Here is a 21,153-nt window from a genome sequence, read left to right as displayed (position 1 = left end):
CCATATCCAAGGATCTGGGGCACAGGCCTTAGCTGTGACTGATGAGGCGAACAGGTTTCGGTCGGGATGTCGTGCAGATTTGATCGACGGCATTCACCGCTCGGTTCCAACGGAATGCGCCAACGCAGGCAAGCGATGCTTCCAAGGACAACTTTTCTGAGAATTTCCGTGCCCAAGGACACCTTTTCTGAGACTGTGAGCATGTGATCGTCTCAAAAAAGATGTCCAAGCCATTGATTTATATAGGGTGCCAATGACATCTTTTCTGAGATCCCACAGGGGCTCGCGCAGCAGGGATACTTCCTCTTCATTTGGGACGGACGTCTCTACATTTCGGGCGCGTTGCGACACGCGTCCGGCCTATCCACGCACACCCGCATTCAGAAAGGTGGCAACTTGCCTATCAAATTGTAAGAAATGATGCCCGGATGAGCTCGATATTGGGCTTATTCAAAGCCGCATCGACGAGGGGTATTTTCAAAATTTGGGAGAAGCTGAATATTCTATTTTCTAGGCAGGGGTTAAACCTGATGTTTTTACGAGGTGCGCAATTCCTTGAGTATCGAATGATGTCGATTGGTAATTGTAAAAATGCGAGCTGTATGTGCGTTTCCCAATTGAAAGCACGACAGAGGCGTCCGGCAAAGTAGACGTGTGGGAGGGACTGTTATGGATGGCTAGTGAAATTCTTCTTGCGCTATTTAAATTTGTTAACTTAGGATTGAGACTCGTCGAATCGGGAATGCTTATATCCAGAACGGGAAATCTTTCAAATTCCTTTGGCTTGGCCGCCGCGCGAAATGATCTTGCACGGACGTAATAGCTCGCATGAATCGCGATCGGACGGGGAGCGGGAACTGTCGTTTTCGCACGCCGAAGCGAAAGCAAATAAATTTCTGCGAAATATTTAATCGATGCCTCTCCATGTTCGTGAGTAGGCTGAGCAGAGTTGCGTCCATATTTCTTTGTTGAGCGGTACTGTGGCTTGGGCTTTCTGCATCGCGTAACTATATCGACGATATGGCTCGATGGGATATTTCAGATGTCCCGTGCTCGATGCTTTTATGCTTTGATGAATTTGCATTTTTTAGTGTTGTATAGACCGTATTCCGGTTGAGTGTGGTGTCGATGGTTTTCTATCCGGCGCCCGGATCATGGGTCGTGTTGAATTCATGAGCGTAACGATACGTTGATCGCATTTCGTTGGTCTAGAGAGGGCTGAGTAAAATGTTGATTGGAAATTCTGGTGGCGAAAAAAAATATTCGGACAACTATCGGAGTTTTGATGTCGCGTCGGCCGAATGGCGCGACTGGCGCTGGCAGCAACGGAACACCATCCGGGAGGAAGCATCGCTACGCGAGGCCTGTGGGGGCTGGTCTGACGAACTGAGTTCGCACATTCAAAGCAACCTGAACGGCCGCAAGCTACAGATCACGCCCTATTACCTCCGCTTGATTCGCGAATCGCAGGGCGACACCGACGCCGACATCGTCCGGAATCCGCTATGGCGTCAGGTCGTTCCGTTCTGGAGTGACGAAATCGTCGGAGGATACGATGGCGAATCGGAAAACTGGGAGCTGGCGCATGAAATGAAGACGCCGATCTGTCAGCACAAGTACGACAATCGCGTCATTTTGCGCATGGTCAACACGTGCAATTCGTATTGCCAGTTCTGCTTCGAGGCGCTCCGCACGCTTGAAGTCAATAGCGAAAAGACCAACGCCAGCCGGGACACGTTCGGCGAAAGCGTGGCCTATATCAAGCAGAATCCGGCAATCGAGGAAGTTATTCTGAGCGGCGGCGACCCGTTGATGCTCTCCGACGCCAAGCTCGACGAGCATCTGTCCGCCCTGCGTGACGTCGGACGCGATCTCCTGATCCGGATTCACTCCAGATCGCTCACCTTCAATCCGTACAGGGTCACCGATCAGTTGGTCGCAATGCTCGAACGGCATCGGGTGAACGCATTCGGCGTTCACGTTTGCCATCCGGACGAACTCAGTCCGGCCTTCACGGACGCAGTGAAGCGGATTCGGTCGGCGGTGCCGATCGTATTTTCCAACATGCCATTCCTGCGCGGCATCAACGACGACGAGGAGACGCTGCATCGGCTCTTCATCGAACTGTATCGCCGCGGCGTCAAACCGTACTACCTGTATCACTTCATGCCGTTCTCGCCGGGCGCGTCGGTCTACAAGGCCTCGATCCGCGACGCCATCCGCATCATGAACCGACTGAAGCGGCGCGTTTCGAACGTTGCGATGCCCGAGTATGTGCTGCCTCATGCGAAAGGAAAGTTTACGGTGCCGCTGTTCGAAGGCCAGGGCGACATCCCGCAGTTTGTAGAAACCGGCGAACAACGCATCTACCGGTTCGTCAACTGGCAGGGCGAAACGTGCGACTGGATCGACAGCTGAACGGGCGCTGAGCGGTGTGCGGACTGATTTCTCATCCAGGTGAAAACATGCGACAAGACGCGGTTTTGTTTGTGCAAATCGAGGGCTCCTTGCTGTCGTTGACCAGCTATCGGGATTATCACTTCGAGGTCGCTCGCAAGATGGGTCTCGCGTGCCTGACGGCCGTCGTGCGCCGGCACGTGCCGATGGACGGCGATGCAGGCGCGGCGCGCGACGACACGTGGTGGCTCGATTCGCTTTCCGTCGAGTCGCTGCTGAGATTGCTCGAGCGTCTGGACGCGCACTATGACGTAAAGGCCGTCTTTTGCTATGCGGGGCAGGCGTCGGCCTATGGGGAAGTGGGCGCGGTGGTCGCCGAGGTTTGCCGGATGACCGGCCGAGTCCATTCTCCGTCGGCGGCCGTCGCCGCCTGCAACAACAAATTCCTGATGCGTGCGGCGCTGGAGGAACGGGGGGTACGGTCGATTCGACACGCAATGTGCAGCGATGTCGACGCATTGCGAGAAGCCGCCGACACAGTGGGCTATCCGCTGATCGCGAAACCGCCTTACGGCGCGGGCTCGGCCTTTACCGCGAAGTGTCGCGACTGGAACGAATTGCGCGATCACTATCAGCGATTCACCGCGCAACATGGTCAGGCAGTGGTTTCGGACTACTACGGCATGCCGCACGACGTCCACGCCCGTGACGGCGCCCCGGTTCACTATGAGCCGGGCAAGAGCATTCTGCTTGAACAGTACATCGACGGCGTCGAAGGCAGCGTCGAATGCGTGATCGTCGACGATCAGGTTTATCCGGTGCTGATCAACGAAAAGCTGATCCTGACGGAGAAGCGCGGCACGGTGCTGGAAAACCTGCTGATCTCGCCGCCGGTGTCCTTTCCGGCGCCCGCGATTGCCGAGATCAAGCGGTATGCGATCGATTGTCTCGAAGCGATCGGCCTGCGCAACGCAATCGTGCACCTCGAGTTCCGTCTGTCGCCGACCGGCCCGATTGTCATCGAGGTCAATCCGCGGCTCGGCGGACTGTATGTGAACGCGGCGCTCAAGGACATCGCGGGCCTCGACCCGTACGAGCTCTATCTGCGGATGCTGACGCGGGCTTCCGGGCTGCACGAACGCTTGCGAAGCGCCTGCGAACGCGCGGCGGACGGGCGCCAGCATTACTCGATGTTCGCGCTGTTTCCAGAGGCGAGCGGAACATTCAACGGAATCCGCGGGCTCGATTCCGTCGTCGGCGATCCGGCGATCATCGAATGCAAGGTCGCCTGCCCGGTCGGTAGCGAGGTCCGGGCGGACATCGAGGAAAATTATCTGCTGAAGGGCTGGGCGGCAGTGAATGGGCGCGATCATGCGATCGATCTCTATGACCGGATCGTTCGCGATCTCGAGCCGGAAATCGTTTCCTGAACGAATGGCTCGACTCACGGGAGACACGATGTCCATCGATACCGTCATTGACGAGTTGAATCGCAACGGCTATTGCCATGCACCACGCTTCCACGGCGTGATTCGCTGCGATGGCGACGAGGTCGTTGCGTTCAAGCGCCACTGGGAGCGCCTTGTCGTCGACGAGAACTATAAGCGCTACACGCGACGCGAACGGCGCTTCCTGCTGTATCGCTTCAAGCCGGGCCAACCGTTGGAAATTGACCGGAACACGAATTTCGAGCCAACCGCGACCTACGATGTGGACTACGTGCCAGGCGTCAATCGCTTGACCTATGCCGAGGACTCCTTCATAGAAAGTGCGATTCTCCGCCAGTTGCTGGACGTCGACATCGCCATCCTCGGGGAGCGGCTGGTTGCGGGGCGGGAGTACAAGATCGATGTACATTTGTTCCGGATCATTGCGGAACAAGGTGAGGTCAGTCCGACCACATCGGGGATTCACCAGGACGGGTTGGAATGGGTCTTCATGCATTTCATCGACAGTCGCAATATCCGGCCGGTCGTATCGGAGATCCACGCGTCGAAAGTCTCCACCGTTCCCTTGTTCGCACGGCCGCTGACGGATTTCCTCGATACCGTGATCGTGAACGATGCCGTGCTGTACCACAGTGCCAATGCCGTTCAGCAAGCCAACCCGGACGAACTCGCGTTCCGGGACATGTTGCTGATTTCCTTTTCCTCAGCGAGATGAGCTGCCATGAAATCCGAGCTGGTTCTAGAAAAACGCGCTTCGTCTTCGTTGGCGCAGTTGTACGTCTGGTTGTCGTTCAAGACGATCTCGGACATCAGTTCGACGATGATCAGCATCGTTCTGGCGACCTACGCGCTCGAGGTCACGGGCTCCGCCGCGCTGCTCGGCCTGACGATGGCGTCGCGTCTGCTGGGTGCGGTCGCGGGCGGCGCCGCGGTGCCGCGGCTGAGCCGGTTCTCCCGCCGTACCCTGATCTTCGCCGCGGAAGCGGGCAGTGCACTGGCGATCGGCGTGCTGGCGATGTCGTCGCGTGCCGCCGACGCGTCGCTCATCTATTTCGTGCCGTTCTTCATCGGCCTTTTCCAGGGGATCTACCGGGTGTCCATCATGTCCGAGGTTCCGGAAATGGTCGGGCAGGAGGGCCGGCATCGTTTCAATGCGATCCTCAGTGCGACCGATGGGGTGTCGGTGGTCGGCGGTAGCCTGCTCGCATCGGTGATCACGCAGTACCTGGCCTACAAGAGCGTATTCCTGATCGATTCGATCACGTTCGCGATCTCCGCCATCGCATTTCTGATGCTGGTGGGCAACATGCCGCGCCGGCATCGACCGGCCGAGGAGACGCGCGCTGCGGCCGAGGCCGGCGCACTGCCGCGCGCGGCGCGCTATCTGTCGGTCATCGTGATGCTGGTGATCGGCGCGCGCTTCGTCGAAGCGTTCGGCTCGGGTACGCACAATGTCGGCTTCCCGATCAGGTCGCAGCTGTTCGACCCGATTCAGCCCGCGTTTCTATACGGCTGGCTGATGGCTGTGTGGGGTGTCGGACGGCTCGTTTCCGCGGCAGTGACGCCGCGCTTGCTGGAGCGTCTCGAATCGCGTCGCCAGCCGCTCGAGCCGTATTTCATCGCGTTGCTGATCCTGACCTTCGCGTGCTTCCTCGGCGTCTTCGAGGTGCGTGGCATGCCGGGCATGTTGGGCTTCGTCTTGCTGGCGGGCATTTTCGACGCCGCCACGGAGACGATCTACTATTCGCTCCTGCAGTCGACGCCGGCCGCGTCGCGCGATCGCGTGATCGGTATCTCGTACGTTGCCGAGCGCACCGGCCTCGGATTGGGCATGCTGGCGGTCGGGTTCGTGTTCTCCCGGCTCGGAATGGACGTGACGGCACTGCTGTTCTATGGTGGCTCCATCGCGCTGGCCGGCGTGGCGTTCGTGGGCGTCAAAAGACGGCTGGCGCAGGGGGCAGCGGTCGGGCAGATCGACTGATTCCGGATGTTTTCTCTGGTTCGTCAAGGCGACCCGAGGCATCTTCTCCGAGCGTCCACAACGGGCCGACGAGCGCGAACGTCGAACAATCAAAGAGGCTTCCGCCGCTGCCCTGCCGTCGGTGAGGTCATGAGCCTGCATGCCCCCGCGCTGCGCGGCCGGCACAGGGTGACGACGGCCGTCAGCGCTACGCAGGTACCCGCAGGGTTCTACCTATCCCAGACGAACGATAGATCGCTAGCGCTCCGGCGACTCCTCGGGCGCAGACGTCACAGCCGGCGGCAACGGGCGATTCGCAATCTCTGTCGCTTCAGTTCGCGGCACACCCAGCGTCTGCAACAGGGATGAAGCTGCACGCTCGGCAAAGCCGTTCTGACTGTACCCGATCATGTTCAACATGTCGGTAACCGGCTTCTCGTCCGCATCGAATCGGAGCTCGATCGCAATGGCGGTCAGTACCGCGCCCCCGACCGTAATCACGCTCATCAGCGGGTCGCTTGCCGAGAATCTCCCGGCGACGATGCCTTTCTGAATATCCCTCAACAACCGCGGTCCGAGGCCGCGGCTGAGCGCTCGCATGGACAACCCTTCGCGCAGGAGAAATTGTCCCCAGACCGGCTCGCTTCTGGCTCGCAGCAATGTATGGCGCAGCGACACGGAAATGATCTCGGCCGGGTCGGTGAGGCTGCCTGCGATGCGGTCCAGGGTATCCGCGAACTCCTCGAACACGATTTCCAGAACCGCGGCATGAATCGCCTCTTTCGATTCGAAGTGGTTGTAGAACGACCCGAAACCCACGTCCGCGGCTTCCGTAATTTCATTGATCGCGACGCCTTCCATCCCCTTTTGCGCCATGAGTACAAAGGCGGCATCCAGCAATCGCGCGCGCGTCTCGCGCTTGCGGCGCGCGCCCCGCGGCTCGCGAACCTCGGGGCTCGACGGCGCTTGCCCGTTCGAGACGGCCGGCGACGGTGTTCTGGTGCGACGGGAAGAAGTGTTGGGCATCGGCGTGCGCATGGTTTCGGTGTTCGAGTATACGTTCGAACGTCAAAATTGACAAAGTTATCAGTTATGACTTTAATGTCATCAAGACGGCCGGTAGTGGCCAGTCCCGAGAATGGGAGACGGAACGGTGGTGGAGACAAAACTGACGTGCGAGCCGGGCGTCCATAAAGGCAACGACAACGCGAGCTGTGTCGGCGGCCGCGACTTGCCATCGGATGTAGACGTGCTGGTGGTGGGCTGCGGCCCCGTCGGCGCGGCGATCGGCGCGCTTCTTGGCCGGGATGGCGTGCGTGTGCTTGTCGTCGACCGGGCGGCGGAGATCTTCATGGCGCCGCGTGCGATCGCGCTCGACAACGACGCGCTTCGCATCCTGCAGTACATCGGGGTGAACGAAGCCGACCTCGATACGGTGGCGATCCCGTACGTCCGGATGCGCTCTCCCTGGTTCGGCGAGTTCGGGCGCATCAATACGCTGGGGAGCGTCGATGGCCATCCGAAGCTCGTGACGTTCTATCAACCGGACCTGGAGCGATGCTTGCGTGCCCGACTGGCCGCGCACCGCACCGCCCGAATGGCGCTGGGTGTGACGCTCGTCTCGCTCGACGAGCACGCCGATCATGTCGCCGCCACGCTCGACGGCGGGCAGGGCGCGCGGCACGTCGTGCGCGCTCGCTACGTCGTCGGTGCCGATGGTGCCAGTTCGATCGTGCGCCAGTTGATCGGACAGGATTTCAAAGGCAAGACGTTCGCGGAAGACTGGTTGATCGTCGACGCGCGAAACGTGCGCCGACCCATCGACCATGTCGAGTTCATCTGTGACCACCGGCGGCCGACGCCTCATATGACCGCTCCCGGTGGGCGCGAGCGTTGGGAATTCATGCTCCATCCCGGCGAGACGCGAGAGGAAATGGAATCCGACGAACGCATCCGCGAGCTGCTCGCGCCGTGGGGCGGCATCGATGACATCGTGATCGAACGCAAGGCCGTGTACCGCTTTCATGCCCGAACCGTCAGGGCCTTCAGCAAAGGACGCGTTTTTCTTGCAGGCGATGCCGCCCATATCACTCCGCCGTTCGCTGGCCAGGGGCTCGTCGCCGGTCTGCGCGATGCCGCAAATCTCGGCTGGAAACTGGCGTGGGTCGTCAAAGGCCACGCAACCCAGAAAATTCTGGACTCCTACGATCGGGAACGCCGGCCGCACGCGAAGGCGATGATCGGCGTCGCGAAATTCATGGGGAAGCTCGTGATGCCGCGAAATGCCGGGATCGCGTTGTTCACGCATGGTCTGATGCGATTGACACGGCTCGTTCCGCCGCTACGGAATCACTTCGACGAGCTCGGGATCAAGCCGAAGAATGCGTTCCGGCGCGGTCTGTTCGTTCCCGGCCATTCATCCACGCGGCTCGTACGCGGCGCGGCGCTGCCGCAGGGATGGCTGCGCAAGCACGATGGCGCGATCCACCTGAGTGACGACGTGTTCGGTAGCGGTCTCGCGTTGATCGGATTCGGACGGGACCCAGGCGTCGAGCTCGACGCCAGCGCACGAGCCGCGTTCATTGCAGCGGGTGGCGTCGTGGTGCGGGTCGTGCACCGCGGGCAGCGCCTTCATCGCATCGACAACGACGGATGGGAAGACCTGGACGGTACGTTCATGCCGGGTGTCGTGCGGTTTGGCTGGGCGGCCGTGATTCGGCCGGACAAAACGGTCCTGCACGAAGGCCCGGTAGCCGACTCGACCCGTCTCGTTCTTGAATCCCTGCGATTGCTTGGTGCGCGCACGTCGTTGTCGTCGCTGACCGATCACATTGCCCAGCCGATTTCCTGAGGCCCCCATGAAGCTCACTACTGCACAACCCGCACGGAGTCCCCAGCCGACGACGAAGGCCCGGGCGCTTTCCTATCTGATGTTCGAGCGTCCCGATCTCGAGCGGGCCGAACGATTTCTCAACGATTTCGGCCTGCGGACGGTATCCCGTGACGGCGACCATCTGTTCCTTCGGGGCACGGCCGCGACACCGTTCTGCTACGTCGTCCGGCGGGCTGAAAAAAACCGCTTCGTCGGCTTCGGGCTCGAAGTCGACGGCATCGACGCACTGCGCAAGCTTGCCGACGTGCCGGGCGCGTCGGACGTGGAGCCGTCGCCGTGGCCCGGTGGCGGGCATCGCGTCACGCTCGTCGATCCGTCGGGTTTTCGTGTCGACGCAGTCGCGGGACAAGCGCGGGCCGGCGCCCTGCCGCACCGGTCGGCGTTACCGTTCAACTCGCCCGATTCCATCGTTCGCGTGAACGATACCCAGCGTCCGCCGCTGGAAGTGCCGGAAGTGATTCGCCTCGGTCATGTCGTGCTCGAACTCGCCGATTTCCAGGCGACCTGCGCGTGGTACACGTCTCACTTCGGCTTCATCCCGAGCGACGTTCAGGTGTTGCCGGACGGCTCGCCCGCCGTCGCGTTCCTGCGACTCGATCGCGGGGCGACACCCGCCGATCACCATACCCTGGCATTGGCACAGGGGTTCGCAGCGCTGTACAGCCACTCGGCATTCGAGCTGGTTGACGCGGATGCCGTGGGGGTCGGGCAGCGTGTGCTGAGCGAAAGAGGATGGACGCACGCATGGGGAATGGGGCGCCACATTCTCGGCAGCCAGGTCTTCGACTATTGGCAGGACCCTTGGGGCGACAAGCACGAACACTATTGCGATGGGGACATGTTCACGGCGGACGTGGCGACGGGTATCCACGAAGTCAGCCGTGAAGCGATGTCGCAATGGGGCCCCCGGATGCCGCGCAGCTTCACCAAACCGAAGATCACCGCGGCGAGCATCGCATCGCTCATCCGAAACCTCCGGACCAGTCCGGACGTCACGTTCGCGAAGCTGCGCACGCTCGCGAAGCTGTTTGCGTGACCTTCATCTTCACTCAGACCTGTTCGAGGCATCTTCATGGCATTGCACGTCTTGCACTACCGGCATCAGGGGCGCGCCCAATGGGGCGTGGTGAGGAATCACCGGATCACACCGATACCGGGCGACTACTCGACCACTGGCGAATTCGTGCGAGCCCATCGGATCGATGAACTCGCCGCGCTCGGTGGAGAAACGATTTCCGAGTCGGACGTCGAGTGGCTGTCGCCGGTCACGCGCAATCAACGGTTCGTTTGCCAGGGCGCCAACTATCGCCAGCACATGATCGAGTCCGGCATGAACCCGGACGCGAAGTCGTTCAACATGATCTTCACGAAGGCGACCAGTTGCATCGTCGCCGCCGATTCCGACGTCATCCGGCCGCAACATGTGCGGTTTCTCGACTACGAGATCGAACTGGGGCTCGTGCTTCGCCGCGATATCACGTCCCGGCAAGCCATCACGGACAAGAACCTGCACGAGTACGTGGCCGGCCTCGTGATCGTCAACGACTATTCCGCACGCGATATCCAGATTCCCCAAATGCAGTTTTACAAGGGGAAAAGCTATCGAACGTTCGGGCCGGTGGGGCCGTATCTGTGCCTGCTGGAGGCAAGCGATATCGCGCGGCTGCGCGCGCTGACACTGACACTGACCGTGAACGGGGAAGTGCGGCAGAGCGATTCGACCGGGAACCTCGTGTACGGTCCGGCCGAAACGCTCACGGAGCTTTCGGGTGTTCAGGATCTGAACGCCGGTGACTTGCTTGCAACGGGCACGCCGTCCGGATGCGCGCTCAGCATTCCGTCGCCGGCGAAGCAACGGATTGCCGCGTTGCTGCCCGAGCACATGAAGTGGCGGATGTTCGCGAAGGTTCAGGCCGCTCGCCCGCAGTACCTGAAGGCCGGGGATCTGGTCGAAGCACGGATCCGGAGCAGGGACGGGGCGATCGACCTCGGTGTGCAACGCAACCGAATCGTGGACGAGCGCGCATGAACGCCATCGCAACCGAAGCGGACGTGCTTCGGATCGAAAACCAGGGGCCGCCCGACGACCTCCCGGCCAGCACTTACGAGATGATCGGCCGCGGTGCGGCGATCGACCCGAGCGCGCCGGCCTTATCGTTTTTCCTGCGCGCGGACGATCATCGCAAGCCATTGCGCTGGACCTATTCGGCGCTTCTGCGGGATATCACCCGGGCCGCGAACCTGTTTTCGCGCCTGGGCATCGATCGCCACTCGGTGGTCGCCTACGTGCTGCCGAACTTGCCGGAGACGCATTTCGTCATCTGGGGCGGCGAAGCGGCCGGGATCGTATGCGCAATCAATCCGTTGCTGGAGGGGCCGGCGATCGCATCGCTGCTCAAGGCCGCAAACGCAAAAGTGCTGGTGACGCTGGCGCCCTTTCCGGGAACGGATATCTGGTCGAAGATCCATCCCATCCTGAGCCAGGTGCCGTCGCTGCAAAGCCTCGTCCTGATCGATCTGGCCGAGCGCGTGCAGGGGTGGCGCCGAATGGCCGCACGCGCGATGCAGCGTCGCGAATGCAAGCGGTTGCACGGGCGCGCGGGCGTGCGCGGCGCCGTTCCGCGCCACATCGAGATCCACGATTTCGACCGTGCGATGTCGCGTGAATCCGGCGATTCGCTGCTGATCCCCCGGCGTTTCGAAGCCGACGACATATCGTCCTATTTCTGCACGGGCGGCACGACGGGATTGCCGAAAATCGCGATTCGCCGGCACGGCAACGAGGTGGCCAATGCGTGGAGCGTCGGGCAGGTCGTCGGCGCCGGGATGGGCCCGGGGAAGACCGTTTTCTGCGGACTGCCGCTGTTCCATGTCAATGCCGTGCTGGCAACGGGCCTGGTGCCGTTCTCGCGCGGCGCACATGTGGTGCTGGGTACGCCACAGGGCTATCGCGGCGACGGCGTCGTCAAACGATTCTGGGAAATCGTCGAGCACCACAGGATCAACTTCTTCAGCGCGGTGCCGACCTTGTATTCGGCATTGCTCGACGTGCCCGTCGACGGTCGGAATATCGACTCGCTCGAGTATGGGCTCTGCGGCGCCGCGCCGATGCCCGTGGAAGTATTCCGTACGTTCCAGGATCGCACCGGGGTCCGGATTCTCGAAGGTTACGGGCTCACCGAGGGCGCATGCGTGAGCAGCGTCAATCCGCCAGGCGGCGAACGGCGTCTCGGTTCGATCGGTTTGCGCATCCCTGGCCAGATGATGAAGGCGGTGATACTCGACGACGCCGGCCGCTACGTGCGCGATTGCGTCGAGAACGAAGTCGGTGTGCTGACGATTTCCGGGCCGAACGTGTTCGCGGGCTACCTTCAGGAAGATCAGAACAAGAGCCTGTGGCTCGATCTCGGCGACGGCCGGCAGTGGCTCAACACCGGGGATCTCGCGCGGCGCGATGCGCAGGGCTACTTCTGGCTCACGGGGCGCCGCAAGGAGCTCATCATCCGGGGCGGACACAACATCGATCCGGCGACAATCGAAGAACCGCTGCACCGCCACCCGGCAGTGCAGATCGCCGCGGCAGTCGGACGTCCCGACGTGCATGCAGGCGAGCTGCCGGTCGCCTACGTGCAGTTGAAAGCCGGCGCAACGGCAACCGAGACGGAGCTCGACACGTTCATACGCAGCTCGATCGGCGAGCGTGCCGCGATTCCGAAGCGGATTCATATCGTCGATGCGATGCCGCTCACGGCGGTCGGCAAGATCTTCAAGCCCGAACTCAAACGATGGGAGACGTTCGACGCACTGATCTCCGCGCTGAAGGATGCCGGCGTCGAGGGTGCGCGGGTGAGCATGGTGGACGACCCGTCGCGCGGGCTCGCGTTGCATGTGGCGCTGAGCGATCGCGCGCAGATAGCGAAGACCAATACGGTGCTGGGGCGCTTCCCGTTTGCCTTTTCGACTTCTGTCGAACCCGAACATCAGTGATTGTTGATGCTCGGAATGTTTGGGGTTGACGTAAGCAAATAAATTCGGAATACGAAGTGAATAAAAACGGGATTTTTCTTGTCCAAAATCTGGAGACAATCATGAAGCGAATCAGCGCAGGAACCGTCGTACTGGTCGCGGCCATCTCTGGCGCGCATGCTCAATCAGCCGGCCAGTGGGTAGTCAATGCCGGCTGGTCCCATTTCGCGCCGCAGGGGTCGGCTGATCCGCTGACCGTCAATGCGCTCGGCCAGTCACAAGTGATGACCGGCAGCGGTGGGGAGATCGCAAGCGGCGATACGTTCGGCCTGACCGCAACGTACTTCCTGACCGACCATATCGCGGCGACGACGGTCATGGGTTTTCCGCCGACATGGCACTTGAACGGCGCAGGTACGCTCAGCGGTTTCGGCGAGCTGGGGACCGCGCGGGCCTGGAGTCCGGCGATCATCTTCAACTACTACTTCGGCCAGCCGAATGCACGGTTCAGGCCGTATCTGGGCGCCGGCGTCACCTACACGTGGTTCAGCAACATCAAGCTCAGCAACCCCGTTTCCACCGGCCAGATCTATTTCTCGCCGACCGTCGGGACAGCGCTCGAGGGGCCGACATCCGTGTCACTCAGCAATTCCTTTGCGCCCGTCGTCAACGGCGGCCTGACCTACAACATCGATTCTCACTGGTCGATCAACGCATCGGTGGCGTATTCGTGGGTATCGACACGCGCCACGCTCACTACCCGGTCATCCGTCGGCACGGTCACGAGCACCAGCAAATTCCGGGTCAATCCGATCGTGACGTTCCTTTCGGTCGGATACCGCTTCTGAACCGCATTGGCCAGGACACGTCGCACGCATGTTGCAGTGCCGCCCTGCGGGCGACGTGACGATCGCCGTCGAGTTTCAGCGGCGCATGGCCTGACCGCGGACGTTTCGTGAGCGTTGCTCGCGACATGCGTCGAGTGTGACCGGAACATTGAGGATGACTAACCCGAGTGATGAATATGACCCACGTGGTGCCGATGATGAATGTGACACCGACGTTAGGAATGTTCGAGCACGCACTCTATCGGCATAAGTGACAAAAATATCAGTATTGAGTTTAATGTCACCAAATGTTGTGGCCGGCCCCCACGGGGCACCTGGTTACCGCTCTCGGCGACGACGGCGTTGGGGGTGACTTGATCCCAAGGGAGCGAACTCGCAGCGGGGGCGCCCCGAACCGTCTTACGCGGGTGTTACCCGGGGAGGGAGATGTGAGGTCGATTAACTGTGTTTACGCCGCCGCGCTCATCGCGGGATGGGCAACGCCCCATGCGTACGCCGAACTGGGCGGCGCGCCGATATCGCTGTCCGCCGCCGATCATGCCGCGAAAGTGCGTGTGATGCGGCCTGCGAATCGGGCGGCCGATGGCCTGACGACGAATCCCGCCGTGTACATCGTCCGTGAATCCACGCTCGAATCTGGAACCGTGATCCGCGAATACACATCGGGCGACGGAATCGTCTTCGGCGTCGCGTGGCAAGGGCCGACGGTTCCCGATCTCGCGTCGGTGTTCGGCAATTATCTTCGCGATTACAGCGCGGGCGTCGAAGCCGCGCATGCACGTCGTGGCTGGCGTACGCCGGTATCCGTTTCGACGCGCAATCTCGTGATCAAGACAGGAGGGCACATGGGGGCATTTTCCGGGCAAGCCTGGTTGCCGCCCGCGCTTCCGTCCGGCCTGACCGGCAACGATATCCTGTAACTCCCATGCAAATGATCATGAGCATTTTTCGTGCGGTCGTCCGGTGGTTCGGCATATTCAGCTTGATGACCGTTTCGGCAGCTTTCCTCGTTGCGTGCGGCGGCGGCGATTCAGGTTCCGGCGAAACGGGCGCCAATAGTTCTGGCGCATCGGACGGCAACACTGGGAATACCGCCATCATTACGGTTGCGCGAGGCGTTGCACGCGTCGTCAACATTCCGACCGTCAACATCAAGATTTGTGCGCCCGGAACGTCACGCTGCCAGGTGGTGTCCAATGTGCTCGTCGACACGGCATCGTATGGCTTGCGGATCGTACGTGATGCCATTCCAAGCGTTATCGGCAGTCTGCCTAAAACAACCACGAGCGACGGAGCGACGCTTTCCGAGTGCGGCAAGTTCGTTTCGAGTTACACGTGGGGCACGGTTCGAACGATTGACCTTGCCATTGGCGATGAACGTGCGAGTTCCTTGCCGGTGCAGATCATCGGCGATCTCGGAACGGACAACGTGCCAAGTTCCTGTACAAACGGGAATGAATCGGCGAACTCGGCCACGGCTCTTGGTGCAAACGGCATTCTGGGAATTGGCCCGGCGCCCTATGATTGCGGCGCACCCTGTGTAAAGGTCGCGTCGTTGAGCAACTACTACGCGTGCGCGGACGGAAACTCGAGTTGTGAACAAGTCACCGTGCCGCTATCGCAACAGATCAGCAATCCTGTCGGTCAATTTGCCGTAGACAACAACGGCGTGATTGTACAAATGCCGCAGATTTCGGAAGACGGTCGGGAAAGCGCGACGGGCTCGTTGATTTTTGGCATCGGCACGCAAAGCAACAATGCATTCGGTGCCACCACGAAGCTGATGTCGACGACGACGGGTGATGTGCCGGGAGCATTCCTTTCCAGGAAAGTCACAGCGTTCTTCGATACCGGATCAAATGCGAATTTCTTCGATGACTCGTCGCAGATTACGTGTACCAGGAACACGCAATTCTATTGCCCGTCAACGACGACCACTTATGCCGCGACCCTGGTTGGGCTCGACGGCACGGTGAGCATGATTTCCCTGTCCGTGGCAAACGCAGATACGTTGTTCTCGAGGAGTTCGACATATGCATTCAATGACGTCGCGGGTCACTTCGGATCGTCCTCCTGGCTAGATCTCGGGCTGCCCTATTTTTACGGTCGGACAATCTATTTTGGCCTGGATCGTTCGGCGGAAGGCGAGTCCGCGCCTTACGTCGCATACTGATGCGTTGAGCAGGGCCGGCAACCGATCAAGATACTTGTCATTGGTCTTCAATCGGTCGGAAATTGAGTCACCGAAGGCGATGGGTATTGGATCGGGGTGAGACCGGCCCGTCCAGTCGGTCTGCTCAAGCGCTTATCGGCACCCCGCCATTCGCCCCTTCATGCACTTGAACCACAGCCTCACAGCCCCGACCCCGCCCGCGACCGGAATCCGCGGCAGCAGAAACGGATCGTCGGTCGCACCGGCGCATCCGCGCCGGGTCGTCGTCGCGTTGCCGTAACCGGCAGCGATGACCTGATCGCGCACGCGTGCATCGAGATCGCCGTACGGATAACAGAACGATTCGACGCATTGCCCGCTCAGCATTTCGAGTTGCCGCTTCGATTCGGTCAACTGAAACGCCGAAACAGGCGCCGGCACATACGACAGCGCGACGTGATCGAGCGTATGCGAGCCGATTTCATGGCCGTGATCGCGCCACGCGAGCATGTCCTCGCAGGTCATCAGCGGCGAGCGCGCGGTCGGCGCGCCCGCGTCCCAATCGTTCGCGCCGCCGAACCGGCCGGCGACGAAGTAGCAGGTCGCGGTGAATCCGAGCGCATCCAGCACGGGCATCGCATGCGTCAGCACGTTGAGAAAGCCGTCGTCGAACGAAATACCGAAGACCTTGCCCTGCCGCTCCCCGCGCAGGTACGGCTGCAGTTCGCGCACGCTCAGGCCGCGGTAGCCGAGCTGCCGGAACAGCGTCATCTGGCGGCGGAACGCGTCGGGGGCGACGCTCAGGCTGCGCAGCCGGTCGGTCGGCGGCGGCAGCGGGCGGATCTGGTGATACATCAGGATCGGATAGCGTGGGGTGCGCGTAAGCATCGGCAGATCGCAAGAAAGCGGGATTACGCGGCCTTGCGGAAAATCCGCAGGGTCTTGAAGTCGCCGACCTCGGCGAAATCGGCACGAGCGGCCCATTGCGCGATGATCGGCTCGGCCTTCCGGTAGGCCGACGAGCCCTTGTAGAACAGCAGATGGCCATTGGGTGCGGTATGGCGCGCGAACAGGTCGAGCACCGCTTCGTCGGTCTTCGCGCCGTAGCGGCTGTTCGCTTCGTCGCGGAATTCGCACAGATGAAACAGCGTGACGACGTCGAACGTCGGCAGCAGGTTCGAATTGCTCGTATAGATGTCGCCGAAATACGCGAGGTAGGTCTTGCTCACCTCGGGCTGCCGCGTGACGAGATCGACGTACGACTTGTATTCCTTCGGCGATGCCGTCACGCCGAAGACGGTGTTGTTCAGATGCGGCCGCGCGCATTCGACGCCGACATGGTGATGCCCGCCGGTACCGAAGTGATAGATGCGGATGCCCTTGAGGCGCACGGATTCCAGCCATTCGACGAAGTGCACGTCGCACGGACATTCCTGCGTGCGCAGGTCCCAGTACTTCTTCCAGATATTCATTGCCATTTCGTCGATCTCAAGGAGGTCACCCAACGGTAGGGGTTGTGTCGAATCGATTTGTGATAGACGGACAAGGTCGCGTCGACGAACGCGTCGAACGAGAATTCGCGCTTGCCTTTCAGCCGCGCGCTGCGCCCCATCGCACGGACGCAGCCGGGCTCCTGCACGATCGCGCGCAGGATCGCTTCGATTGCCGCGGGCTCGCGCGGCGGGACGACCCAGCCGTCCACGCCCGGTTCGACGTTTTCGGGCAGCCCGCCCACGCGCGTCACGATCGCGGGGCAGCCGAGCGACATCGCTTCGCGGCACGCATACGACAGGCTCTCGTGGTACGACAGCACGAATGACACGTCGATGATCGAGAACGGCGCCCGCACATCGTCGAGGCGCCCGGTGAACGCGGTGCGCGACGCCATGCCGTGCCGCGCGAGTTGCGCGCGCTGCTCGCCGGACGGCTCCGCGCCGACCAGCAGCACGCGAAACCGCTCGCGCTCGGCTTCGGGCAGGCGGCCGAGCGCGGCGATCAGGTCCATCCAGCCTTTTTCGGGCGCGGTGCCGGCGCTGCTGCCCAGCACGATCGCATCCGCGCCGGCCGCGCCGAACAGCGCGATCTTGCGGCGGCGGATCTCGTCGGCCGCGAGTCGTTCGGCAGCGGGCCGGCGCACGCCGTGCTTGACGACCGTGACGTTGCCGTACGGCGAGCGCAGCGCGAGCATGCTGGCGACGTAGTCGCTGACCGCGATCGTGTGGTCGGTGGCCAGCCGGGCGCGCAGCAGGTTGCCGAAGCTGTCGGCGCGATAGGTGTTGTGCTTGGTCAGCACGACCGCCGGCCGATACCGGCAGCCGAGCAGCGCCAGCATCACCTGCCGGTGATCGGCGGACCCGTTCACGTGGATCACGTCGAAGCGCTCGGCGGCGATCCGCTGGCGCAGCCGGAGAATCTCCCGGCACAGCCGGTTCCAGCGCGGCTTGAATTCCATGTCGAAGATCGCCACGCCGGGACTGTCCTTCAGCAGTCGCGACAGGCGGCTGCCTTCCGGCGACGCCACGGTCACGCGGTGATGGCGGCTCATCGCGACGGCGAGATCGCGGACATAGGTGTCCTGGCCGCCGCCGTAATCGCCGTGGAAGTTGGTGTACAGAATGTTCATCACGATGCCGCTTTTTTGTCGATCCATCATTTCAGAGGAATACTGATGAAATGACGGGCCCGACCTGATGGAAACCATGGCGCGAACGCGGTGCCGCGTTTCCGGCCCGGGATTGCGCGTTGACGCCGGCGCACGGCGTCGATACGAATCATTTCCAAATATTACAGATCGTTTACGTGCCGTAGTGTCGAGGTCTGCGCATCTTTGTGAGAATGTGTCGCGATCGCTGAATCGTGCGGTCCCGGGCGTGGCGATCTCTCGCGGGACCGCGACCTGAAACGGCGCCGCCGGATTTGATCCCGACAGGTACCTTCCCTATAATGCGACGATTTAGTCCGGTTATTTCGGGAAGCATGGCGCGCACACGAAACGAAAACCTTCACCAGCAACGCCGCGAGCAGATCCTCACCGCGGCCGCCCGGGTCTTCAAGGCCAAGGGGTTCCACGGCGCGCGTACGGAAGATATCTGTGCGGCGGCCGACATGAGCGCGGGCGCGGTGTTCCGGTATTTCGCCGACAAGCGCGAGATGATCGACGCGATCATCGCGGTCGAGGTCGAGCGTTATACGCAGGACTTCGATCGCATCCTCAGCAAGGACGGGCTGCGTTGGCTGGCCAACATCACGGCCGACGAACTGACCGGGATGCTGGCGCAGGGCGATGACGGCCTGGGTGTCGACAGCTGGCTCGAACTCGCGCGCGATGCCGAGCGCCGCCCCGATATCGTCGGGCTCGACCGGAAGATGCGCGCGGATCTCGCGGGCTTGCTGGCAAGCGGCCAGGCCGAAGGCTGGGTCAGGCCATCGCTGGATCCGGCAGGCACGACGAACATCGTCTTCGCGATGTTCAACGGCCTGTGGCTCGACCGCAGCCTCGGCACGTCCGTCGACATGGAACGGACGGCCGCCGCGCTTGGCGATTTCTTCCGCACCTGCGTACTGGTTGCCTGACGCCCGACATGGCCGGCGCGCCGCGTTGACGCATTCGCCCGCCCGCCGTGCCTTTCCGGGCAAGCTGCGTCCTACCTGATCCGCTGACATTCCCCGACATCCGGCCGCACCGGAAGCCGGCCGGACCGCGACACCGGCCGTTTCCCGACGACATCAGGACGCAAATCAACTCGCGGGGCTTTCACATTTGAAAGCCGGTGCACCATTTGCGTTAGAATGCCCCCCCTTGTCCGCCCTGGCGACCGCCCGACGCGGACAGGTACCCGCATGGAGACACAGGTTTCAATTCGCAGCCGGACGCGAATGATTGACCCGCCGTCAGCAACATACGCCTTGTAATTTGGATCACTAATGAAGAAGAAGCACAACATTACCAAGTACATCGTTGTCGCGATGATGCTTGGTATCGCCGTGGGTTACGCCTGCCATAGCGCGTTTCCCGACCCGAAGATGGCGAAGGAAGTCGCCGGCTACGTGTCGTTGCTGTCCGATGTATTCCTGCGCCTGATCAAGATGATCATCGCGCCGCTGGTGTTCGCGACGCTGACCGTCGGCATCGCGCAGATGGGCGACGGCGGCGCGGTGGGCCGCGTGGGCGTCAAGGCGTTCGGCTGGTTCTTCATCGCGTCGTTCACGTCGCTGCTGCTCGGTCTGCTGACCGCGACGCTCCTGCAGCCGGGCAGCCACCTGAGCCTGCCACTGCCGCCGTCCGATGCGGCGCTCAATCTGAAGACGGGCGCGTTCACGCTGAAGGATTTCGTGGTGCACCTGGTGCCGAAGTCGATCGCCGAGGCGATGGCGAACAACGAAATCCTGCAGATCGTCGTGTTCTCGATCTTCTTCGGCACCGCGCTGTCCGCGCTCGGCGAATCGGGCAAGCGCCTGACCGGCGTGATCGACGATCTCGCGCAGGTGATGCTGAAGGTCACGGGGGCGGTGATGGGGTTCGCGCCGGTCGCGGTGTTCGCGGCGCTCGCGTCGACGATCACGACCGAAGGGCTCGGCATCCTGCTCACGTTCGCGAAGTTCATGGCGAGCTTCTATCTGGCGCTGGCGCTGCTATGGGCCGTGCTGACGCTGGCCGGCGTGACGTTCCTCGGCAAGCGCGCGTTCACGCTGATCCGGCTGATCCGCGAGCCGTTCCTGCTGTCGTTCGCGACGGCCAGCTCCGAGGCCGCGTATCCGAAGCTGCTGGACGCGCTCGATCGCTTCGGCGTGAACCGCAAGATCTCGAGCTTCGTGCTGCCGATCGGCTATTCGTTCAATCTCGACGGCTCGATGATGTACTGCACGTTCGCGGTGCTGTTCATCGCGCAGGTATACGGCATCCATCTGCCGCTCGGCACGCAGATCACGATGTTGCTGATGCTGATGGTGACGTCGAAGGGAATGGCCGGCGTGCCGCGCGCGTCGCTGGTCGTGATCGCGGCGACGCTCAACCAGTTCAACCTGCCCGAAGCCGGCTTGCTGCTGATCATGGGCGTCGACATGTTCCTCGACATGGGGCGCTCGGCCACCAATGCCGTCGGCAATTCGATCGCCGCGGCCGTGGTCGCGAAGTGGGAAGGGCAGCTCGACGCGCCGCGCGACGACGACGATTCGGACGATGCGCGCGTAGCCGAGGTGAAGGTGCGGGAAACGTCGGCATGATGCGTGGCAAATGCGGCAGTGCAACGTCGCGTTGCCCGACCCGCGGCAAATGACATTCGCCGGCCCGGATTCGATGCGGATTCAGGCCGGCGATGTGTTTTGGGGCAGTGGCTTTTCCCGATGTTTCCGAAATGGCATTCGCCGTTTCAATTGATCGACGTCGAATCGGCGGCGATATTCCGGCAGGCGCCCGCCTGATTTTCCCGATTCCCGATCCGGCGCGTAAGTGACCATTCACTGACGCGCGGCGGGCGCTCGCCAAAAGC

The 21,153-nt window shown here is 61.7% G+C and carries 17 protein-coding genes; 13 read left to right on the top strand and 4 right to left on the bottom strand.

The genetic code is table 11. From position 1 onward, the window contains the following. Positions 1-1,227: 1,227 nt before the first annotated feature. Genes AP428_RS26755 through AP428_RS26740 form a run of 4 tightly spaced genes read left to right on the top strand, consistent with a single transcriptional unit; the run spans position 1,228 to position 5,826 of the window. On the top strand, positions 1,228-2,418 hold the full coding sequence (locus tag AP428_RS26755; RefSeq protein ID WP_011548691.1) for a KamA family radical SAM protein: 1,191 nt from the start codon (positions 1,228-1,230) through the stop codon (positions 2,416-2,418). Between the two features lie 47 nt (positions 2,419-2,465). After that, positions 2,466-3,827, top strand: a complete 1,362-nt coding sequence (locus AP428_RS26750) for an acetyl-CoA carboxylase biotin carboxylase subunit family protein (RefSeq protein ID WP_011548690.1) — start codon at positions 2,466-2,468, stop codon at positions 3,825-3,827. Between the two features lie 28 nt (positions 3,828-3,855). Beyond that, positions 3,856-4,560: a 2OG-Fe dioxygenase family protein gene (locus tag AP428_RS26745; RefSeq protein WP_011694914.1), complete on the top strand. Its 705-nt coding sequence runs from the start codon at positions 3,856-3,858 to the stop codon at positions 4,558-4,560. A gap of 6 nt (positions 4,561-4,566) precedes the next feature. Further along, positions 4,567-5,826 (top strand): MFS transporter, encoded by a 1,260-nt coding sequence (locus tag AP428_RS26740; protein WP_011548688.1) that lies wholly within the window; start codon positions 4,567-4,569, stop codon positions 5,824-5,826. A gap of 237 nt (positions 5,827-6,063) precedes the next feature. Here AP428_RS26740 and AP428_RS26735 read toward each other — a convergent pair whose 3' ends face one another. Then, entirely contained in the window at positions 6,064-6,843 is a 780-nt protein-coding gene (locus AP428_RS26735) for a TetR/AcrR family transcriptional regulator (RefSeq protein ID WP_011548687.1), read from the bottom strand. Positions 6,844-6,943: 100 nt separating this feature from the next. Here AP428_RS26735 and AP428_RS26730 point away from each other — a divergent pair, with 100 nt between their 5' ends. The 7 genes from AP428_RS26730 to AP428_RS26700 all read left to right on the top strand — a co-directional run bounded on the left by AP428_RS26730 (position 6,944) and on the right by AP428_RS26700 (position 15,685). Beyond that, positions 6,944-8,656: a bifunctional 3-(3-hydroxy-phenyl)propionate/3-hydroxycinnamic acid hydroxylase gene (locus AP428_RS26730; protein WP_011548686.1), complete on the top strand. Its 1,713-nt coding sequence runs from the start codon at positions 6,944-6,946 to the stop codon at positions 8,654-8,656. A gap of 7 nt (positions 8,657-8,663) precedes the next feature. Further along, entirely contained in the window at positions 8,664-9,734 is a 1,071-nt protein-coding gene (locus AP428_RS26725; RefSeq protein ID WP_011548685.1) for a VOC family protein, read from the top strand. 36 nt (positions 9,735-9,770) lie between these two features. Next, on the top strand, positions 9,771-10,727 hold the full coding sequence (locus tag AP428_RS26720) for a fumarylacetoacetate hydrolase family protein (protein ID WP_011548684.1): 957 nt from the start codon (positions 9,771-9,773) through the stop codon (positions 10,725-10,727). Beyond that, positions 10,724-12,685 carry an acyl-CoA synthetase gene (locus AP428_RS26715; protein ID WP_011548683.1) on the top strand — a complete coding sequence of 654 codons (1,962 nt, stop codon included), beginning with the start codon at positions 10,724-10,726 and terminating at the stop codon, positions 12,683-12,685. The genes AP428_RS26720 and AP428_RS26715 overlap by 4 nt, the downstream gene beginning before the upstream one ends. A gap of 101 nt (positions 12,686-12,786) precedes the next feature. Further along, entirely contained in the window at positions 12,787-13,512 is a 726-nt protein-coding gene (locus AP428_RS26710; protein ID WP_006480084.1) for an OmpW family protein, read from the top strand. A gap of 428 nt (positions 13,513-13,940) precedes the next feature. Next, a complete protein-coding gene (locus AP428_RS26705) occupies positions 13,941-14,432 on the top strand; it encodes a DUF2844 domain-containing protein (protein WP_011694915.1) in 492 nt (163 codons plus the stop codon). Between the two features lie 17 nt (positions 14,433-14,449). Further along, complete coding sequence (locus tag AP428_RS26700; protein ID WP_041489672.1) at positions 14,450-15,685, top strand: DUF3443 domain-containing protein; 1,236 nt, start codon at positions 14,450-14,452, stop codon at positions 15,683-15,685. Between the two features lie 132 nt (positions 15,686-15,817). Here the strand turns inward: AP428_RS26700 and AP428_RS26695 are convergent, their stop codons facing one another. Genes AP428_RS26695 through AP428_RS26685 form a run of 3 tightly spaced genes read right to left on the bottom strand, consistent with a single transcriptional unit; the run spans position 15,818 to position 18,287 of the window. Further along, on the bottom strand, positions 15,818-16,552 hold the full coding sequence (locus AP428_RS26695) for a polysaccharide deacetylase family protein (protein ID WP_011548680.1): 735 nt from the start codon (positions 16,550-16,552) through the stop codon (positions 15,818-15,820). Positions 16,553-16,575: 23 nt separating this feature from the next. Next, entirely contained in the window at positions 16,576-17,136 is a 561-nt protein-coding gene (locus AP428_RS26690; protein ID WP_011548679.1) for a hypothetical protein, read from the bottom strand. Continuing rightward, a complete protein-coding gene (locus tag AP428_RS26685; RefSeq protein ID WP_041489443.1) occupies positions 17,133-18,287 on the bottom strand; it encodes a glycosyltransferase in 1,155 nt (384 codons plus the stop codon). The genes AP428_RS26690 and AP428_RS26685 overlap by 4 nt, the downstream gene beginning before the upstream one ends. Positions 18,288-18,580: 293 nt before the next feature. Between AP428_RS26685 and AP428_RS26680 the strand changes: the two genes are divergently transcribed. After that, positions 18,581-19,237, top strand: coding sequence for a TetR/AcrR family transcriptional regulator (locus tag AP428_RS26680; RefSeq protein ID WP_226292207.1), 657 nt, complete (start codon positions 18,581-18,583; stop codon positions 19,235-19,237). 351 nt (positions 19,238-19,588) lie between these two features. Then, positions 19,589-20,887, top strand: a complete 1,299-nt coding sequence (locus tag AP428_RS26675) for a dicarboxylate/amino acid:cation symporter (RefSeq protein ID WP_011548676.1) — start codon at positions 19,589-19,591, stop codon at positions 20,885-20,887. The last annotated feature ends 266 nt before the right edge of the window (positions 20,888-21,153 follow it).

It is taken from the genome of Burkholderia sp. E168m22 (assembly GCF_001319805.1).
Classification (GTDB): Bacteria; Pseudomonadota; Gammaproteobacteria; order Burkholderiales; family Burkholderiaceae; genus Burkholderia; species Burkholderia orbicola.
The sequence above is the reverse complement of the archived record's forward strand: the minus strand, read 5'-3'. Positions and strand labels throughout refer to the sequence as shown.

Excerpts from the sequence above, each read along its gene's own strand:
- AP428_RS26725 (WP_011548685.1), top strand. The coding sequence starts at position 8,664 with ATGAAGCTCACTACTGCACAACCCGCACGGAGTCCCCAGCCGACGACG.
- AP428_RS26695 (WP_011548680.1), bottom strand. The coding sequence starts at position 16,552 with ATGCTTACGCGCACCCCACGCTATCCGATCCTGATGTATCACCAGATC.
- AP428_RS26690 (WP_011548679.1), bottom strand. The coding sequence starts at position 17,136 with ATGAATATCTGGAAGAAGTACTGGGACCTGCGCACGCAGGAATGTCCG.
- AP428_RS26685 (WP_041489443.1), bottom strand. The coding sequence starts at position 18,287 with ATGAACATTCTGTACACCAACTTCCACGGCGATTACGGCGGCGGCCAG.
- AP428_RS26720 (WP_011548684.1), top strand. The coding sequence starts at position 9,771 with ATGGCATTGCACGTCTTGCACTACCGGCATCAGGGGCGCGCCCAATGG.
- AP428_RS26745 (WP_011694914.1), top strand. The coding sequence starts at position 3,856 with ATGTCCATCGATACCGTCATTGACGAGTTGAATCGCAACGGCTATTGC.
- AP428_RS26700 (WP_041489672.1), top strand. The coding sequence starts at position 14,450 with ATGAGCATTTTTCGTGCGGTCGTCCGGTGGTTCGGCATATTCAGCTTG.
- AP428_RS26740 (WP_011548688.1), top strand. The coding sequence starts at position 4,567 with ATGAAATCCGAGCTGGTTCTAGAAAAACGCGCTTCGTCTTCGTTGGCG.
- AP428_RS26755 (WP_011548691.1), top strand. The coding sequence starts at position 1,228 with ATGTTGATTGGAAATTCTGGTGGCGAAAAAAAATATTCGGACAACTAT.
- AP428_RS26730 (WP_011548686.1), top strand. The coding sequence starts at position 6,944 with ATGGGAGACGGAACGGTGGTGGAGACAAAACTGACGTGCGAGCCGGGC.
- AP428_RS26735 (WP_011548687.1), bottom strand. The coding sequence starts at position 6,843 with ATGCGCACGCCGATGCCCAACACTTCTTCCCGTCGCACCAGAACACCG.
- AP428_RS26675 (WP_011548676.1), top strand. The coding sequence starts at position 19,589 with ATGAAGAAGAAGCACAACATTACCAAGTACATCGTTGTCGCGATGATG.
- AP428_RS26715 (WP_011548683.1), top strand. The coding sequence starts at position 10,724 with ATGAACGCCATCGCAACCGAAGCGGACGTGCTTCGGATCGAAAACCAG.
- AP428_RS26750 (WP_011548690.1), top strand. The coding sequence starts at position 2,466 with ATGCGACAAGACGCGGTTTTGTTTGTGCAAATCGAGGGCTCCTTGCTG.
- AP428_RS26710 (WP_006480084.1), top strand. The coding sequence starts at position 12,787 with ATGAAGCGAATCAGCGCAGGAACCGTCGTACTGGTCGCGGCCATCTCT.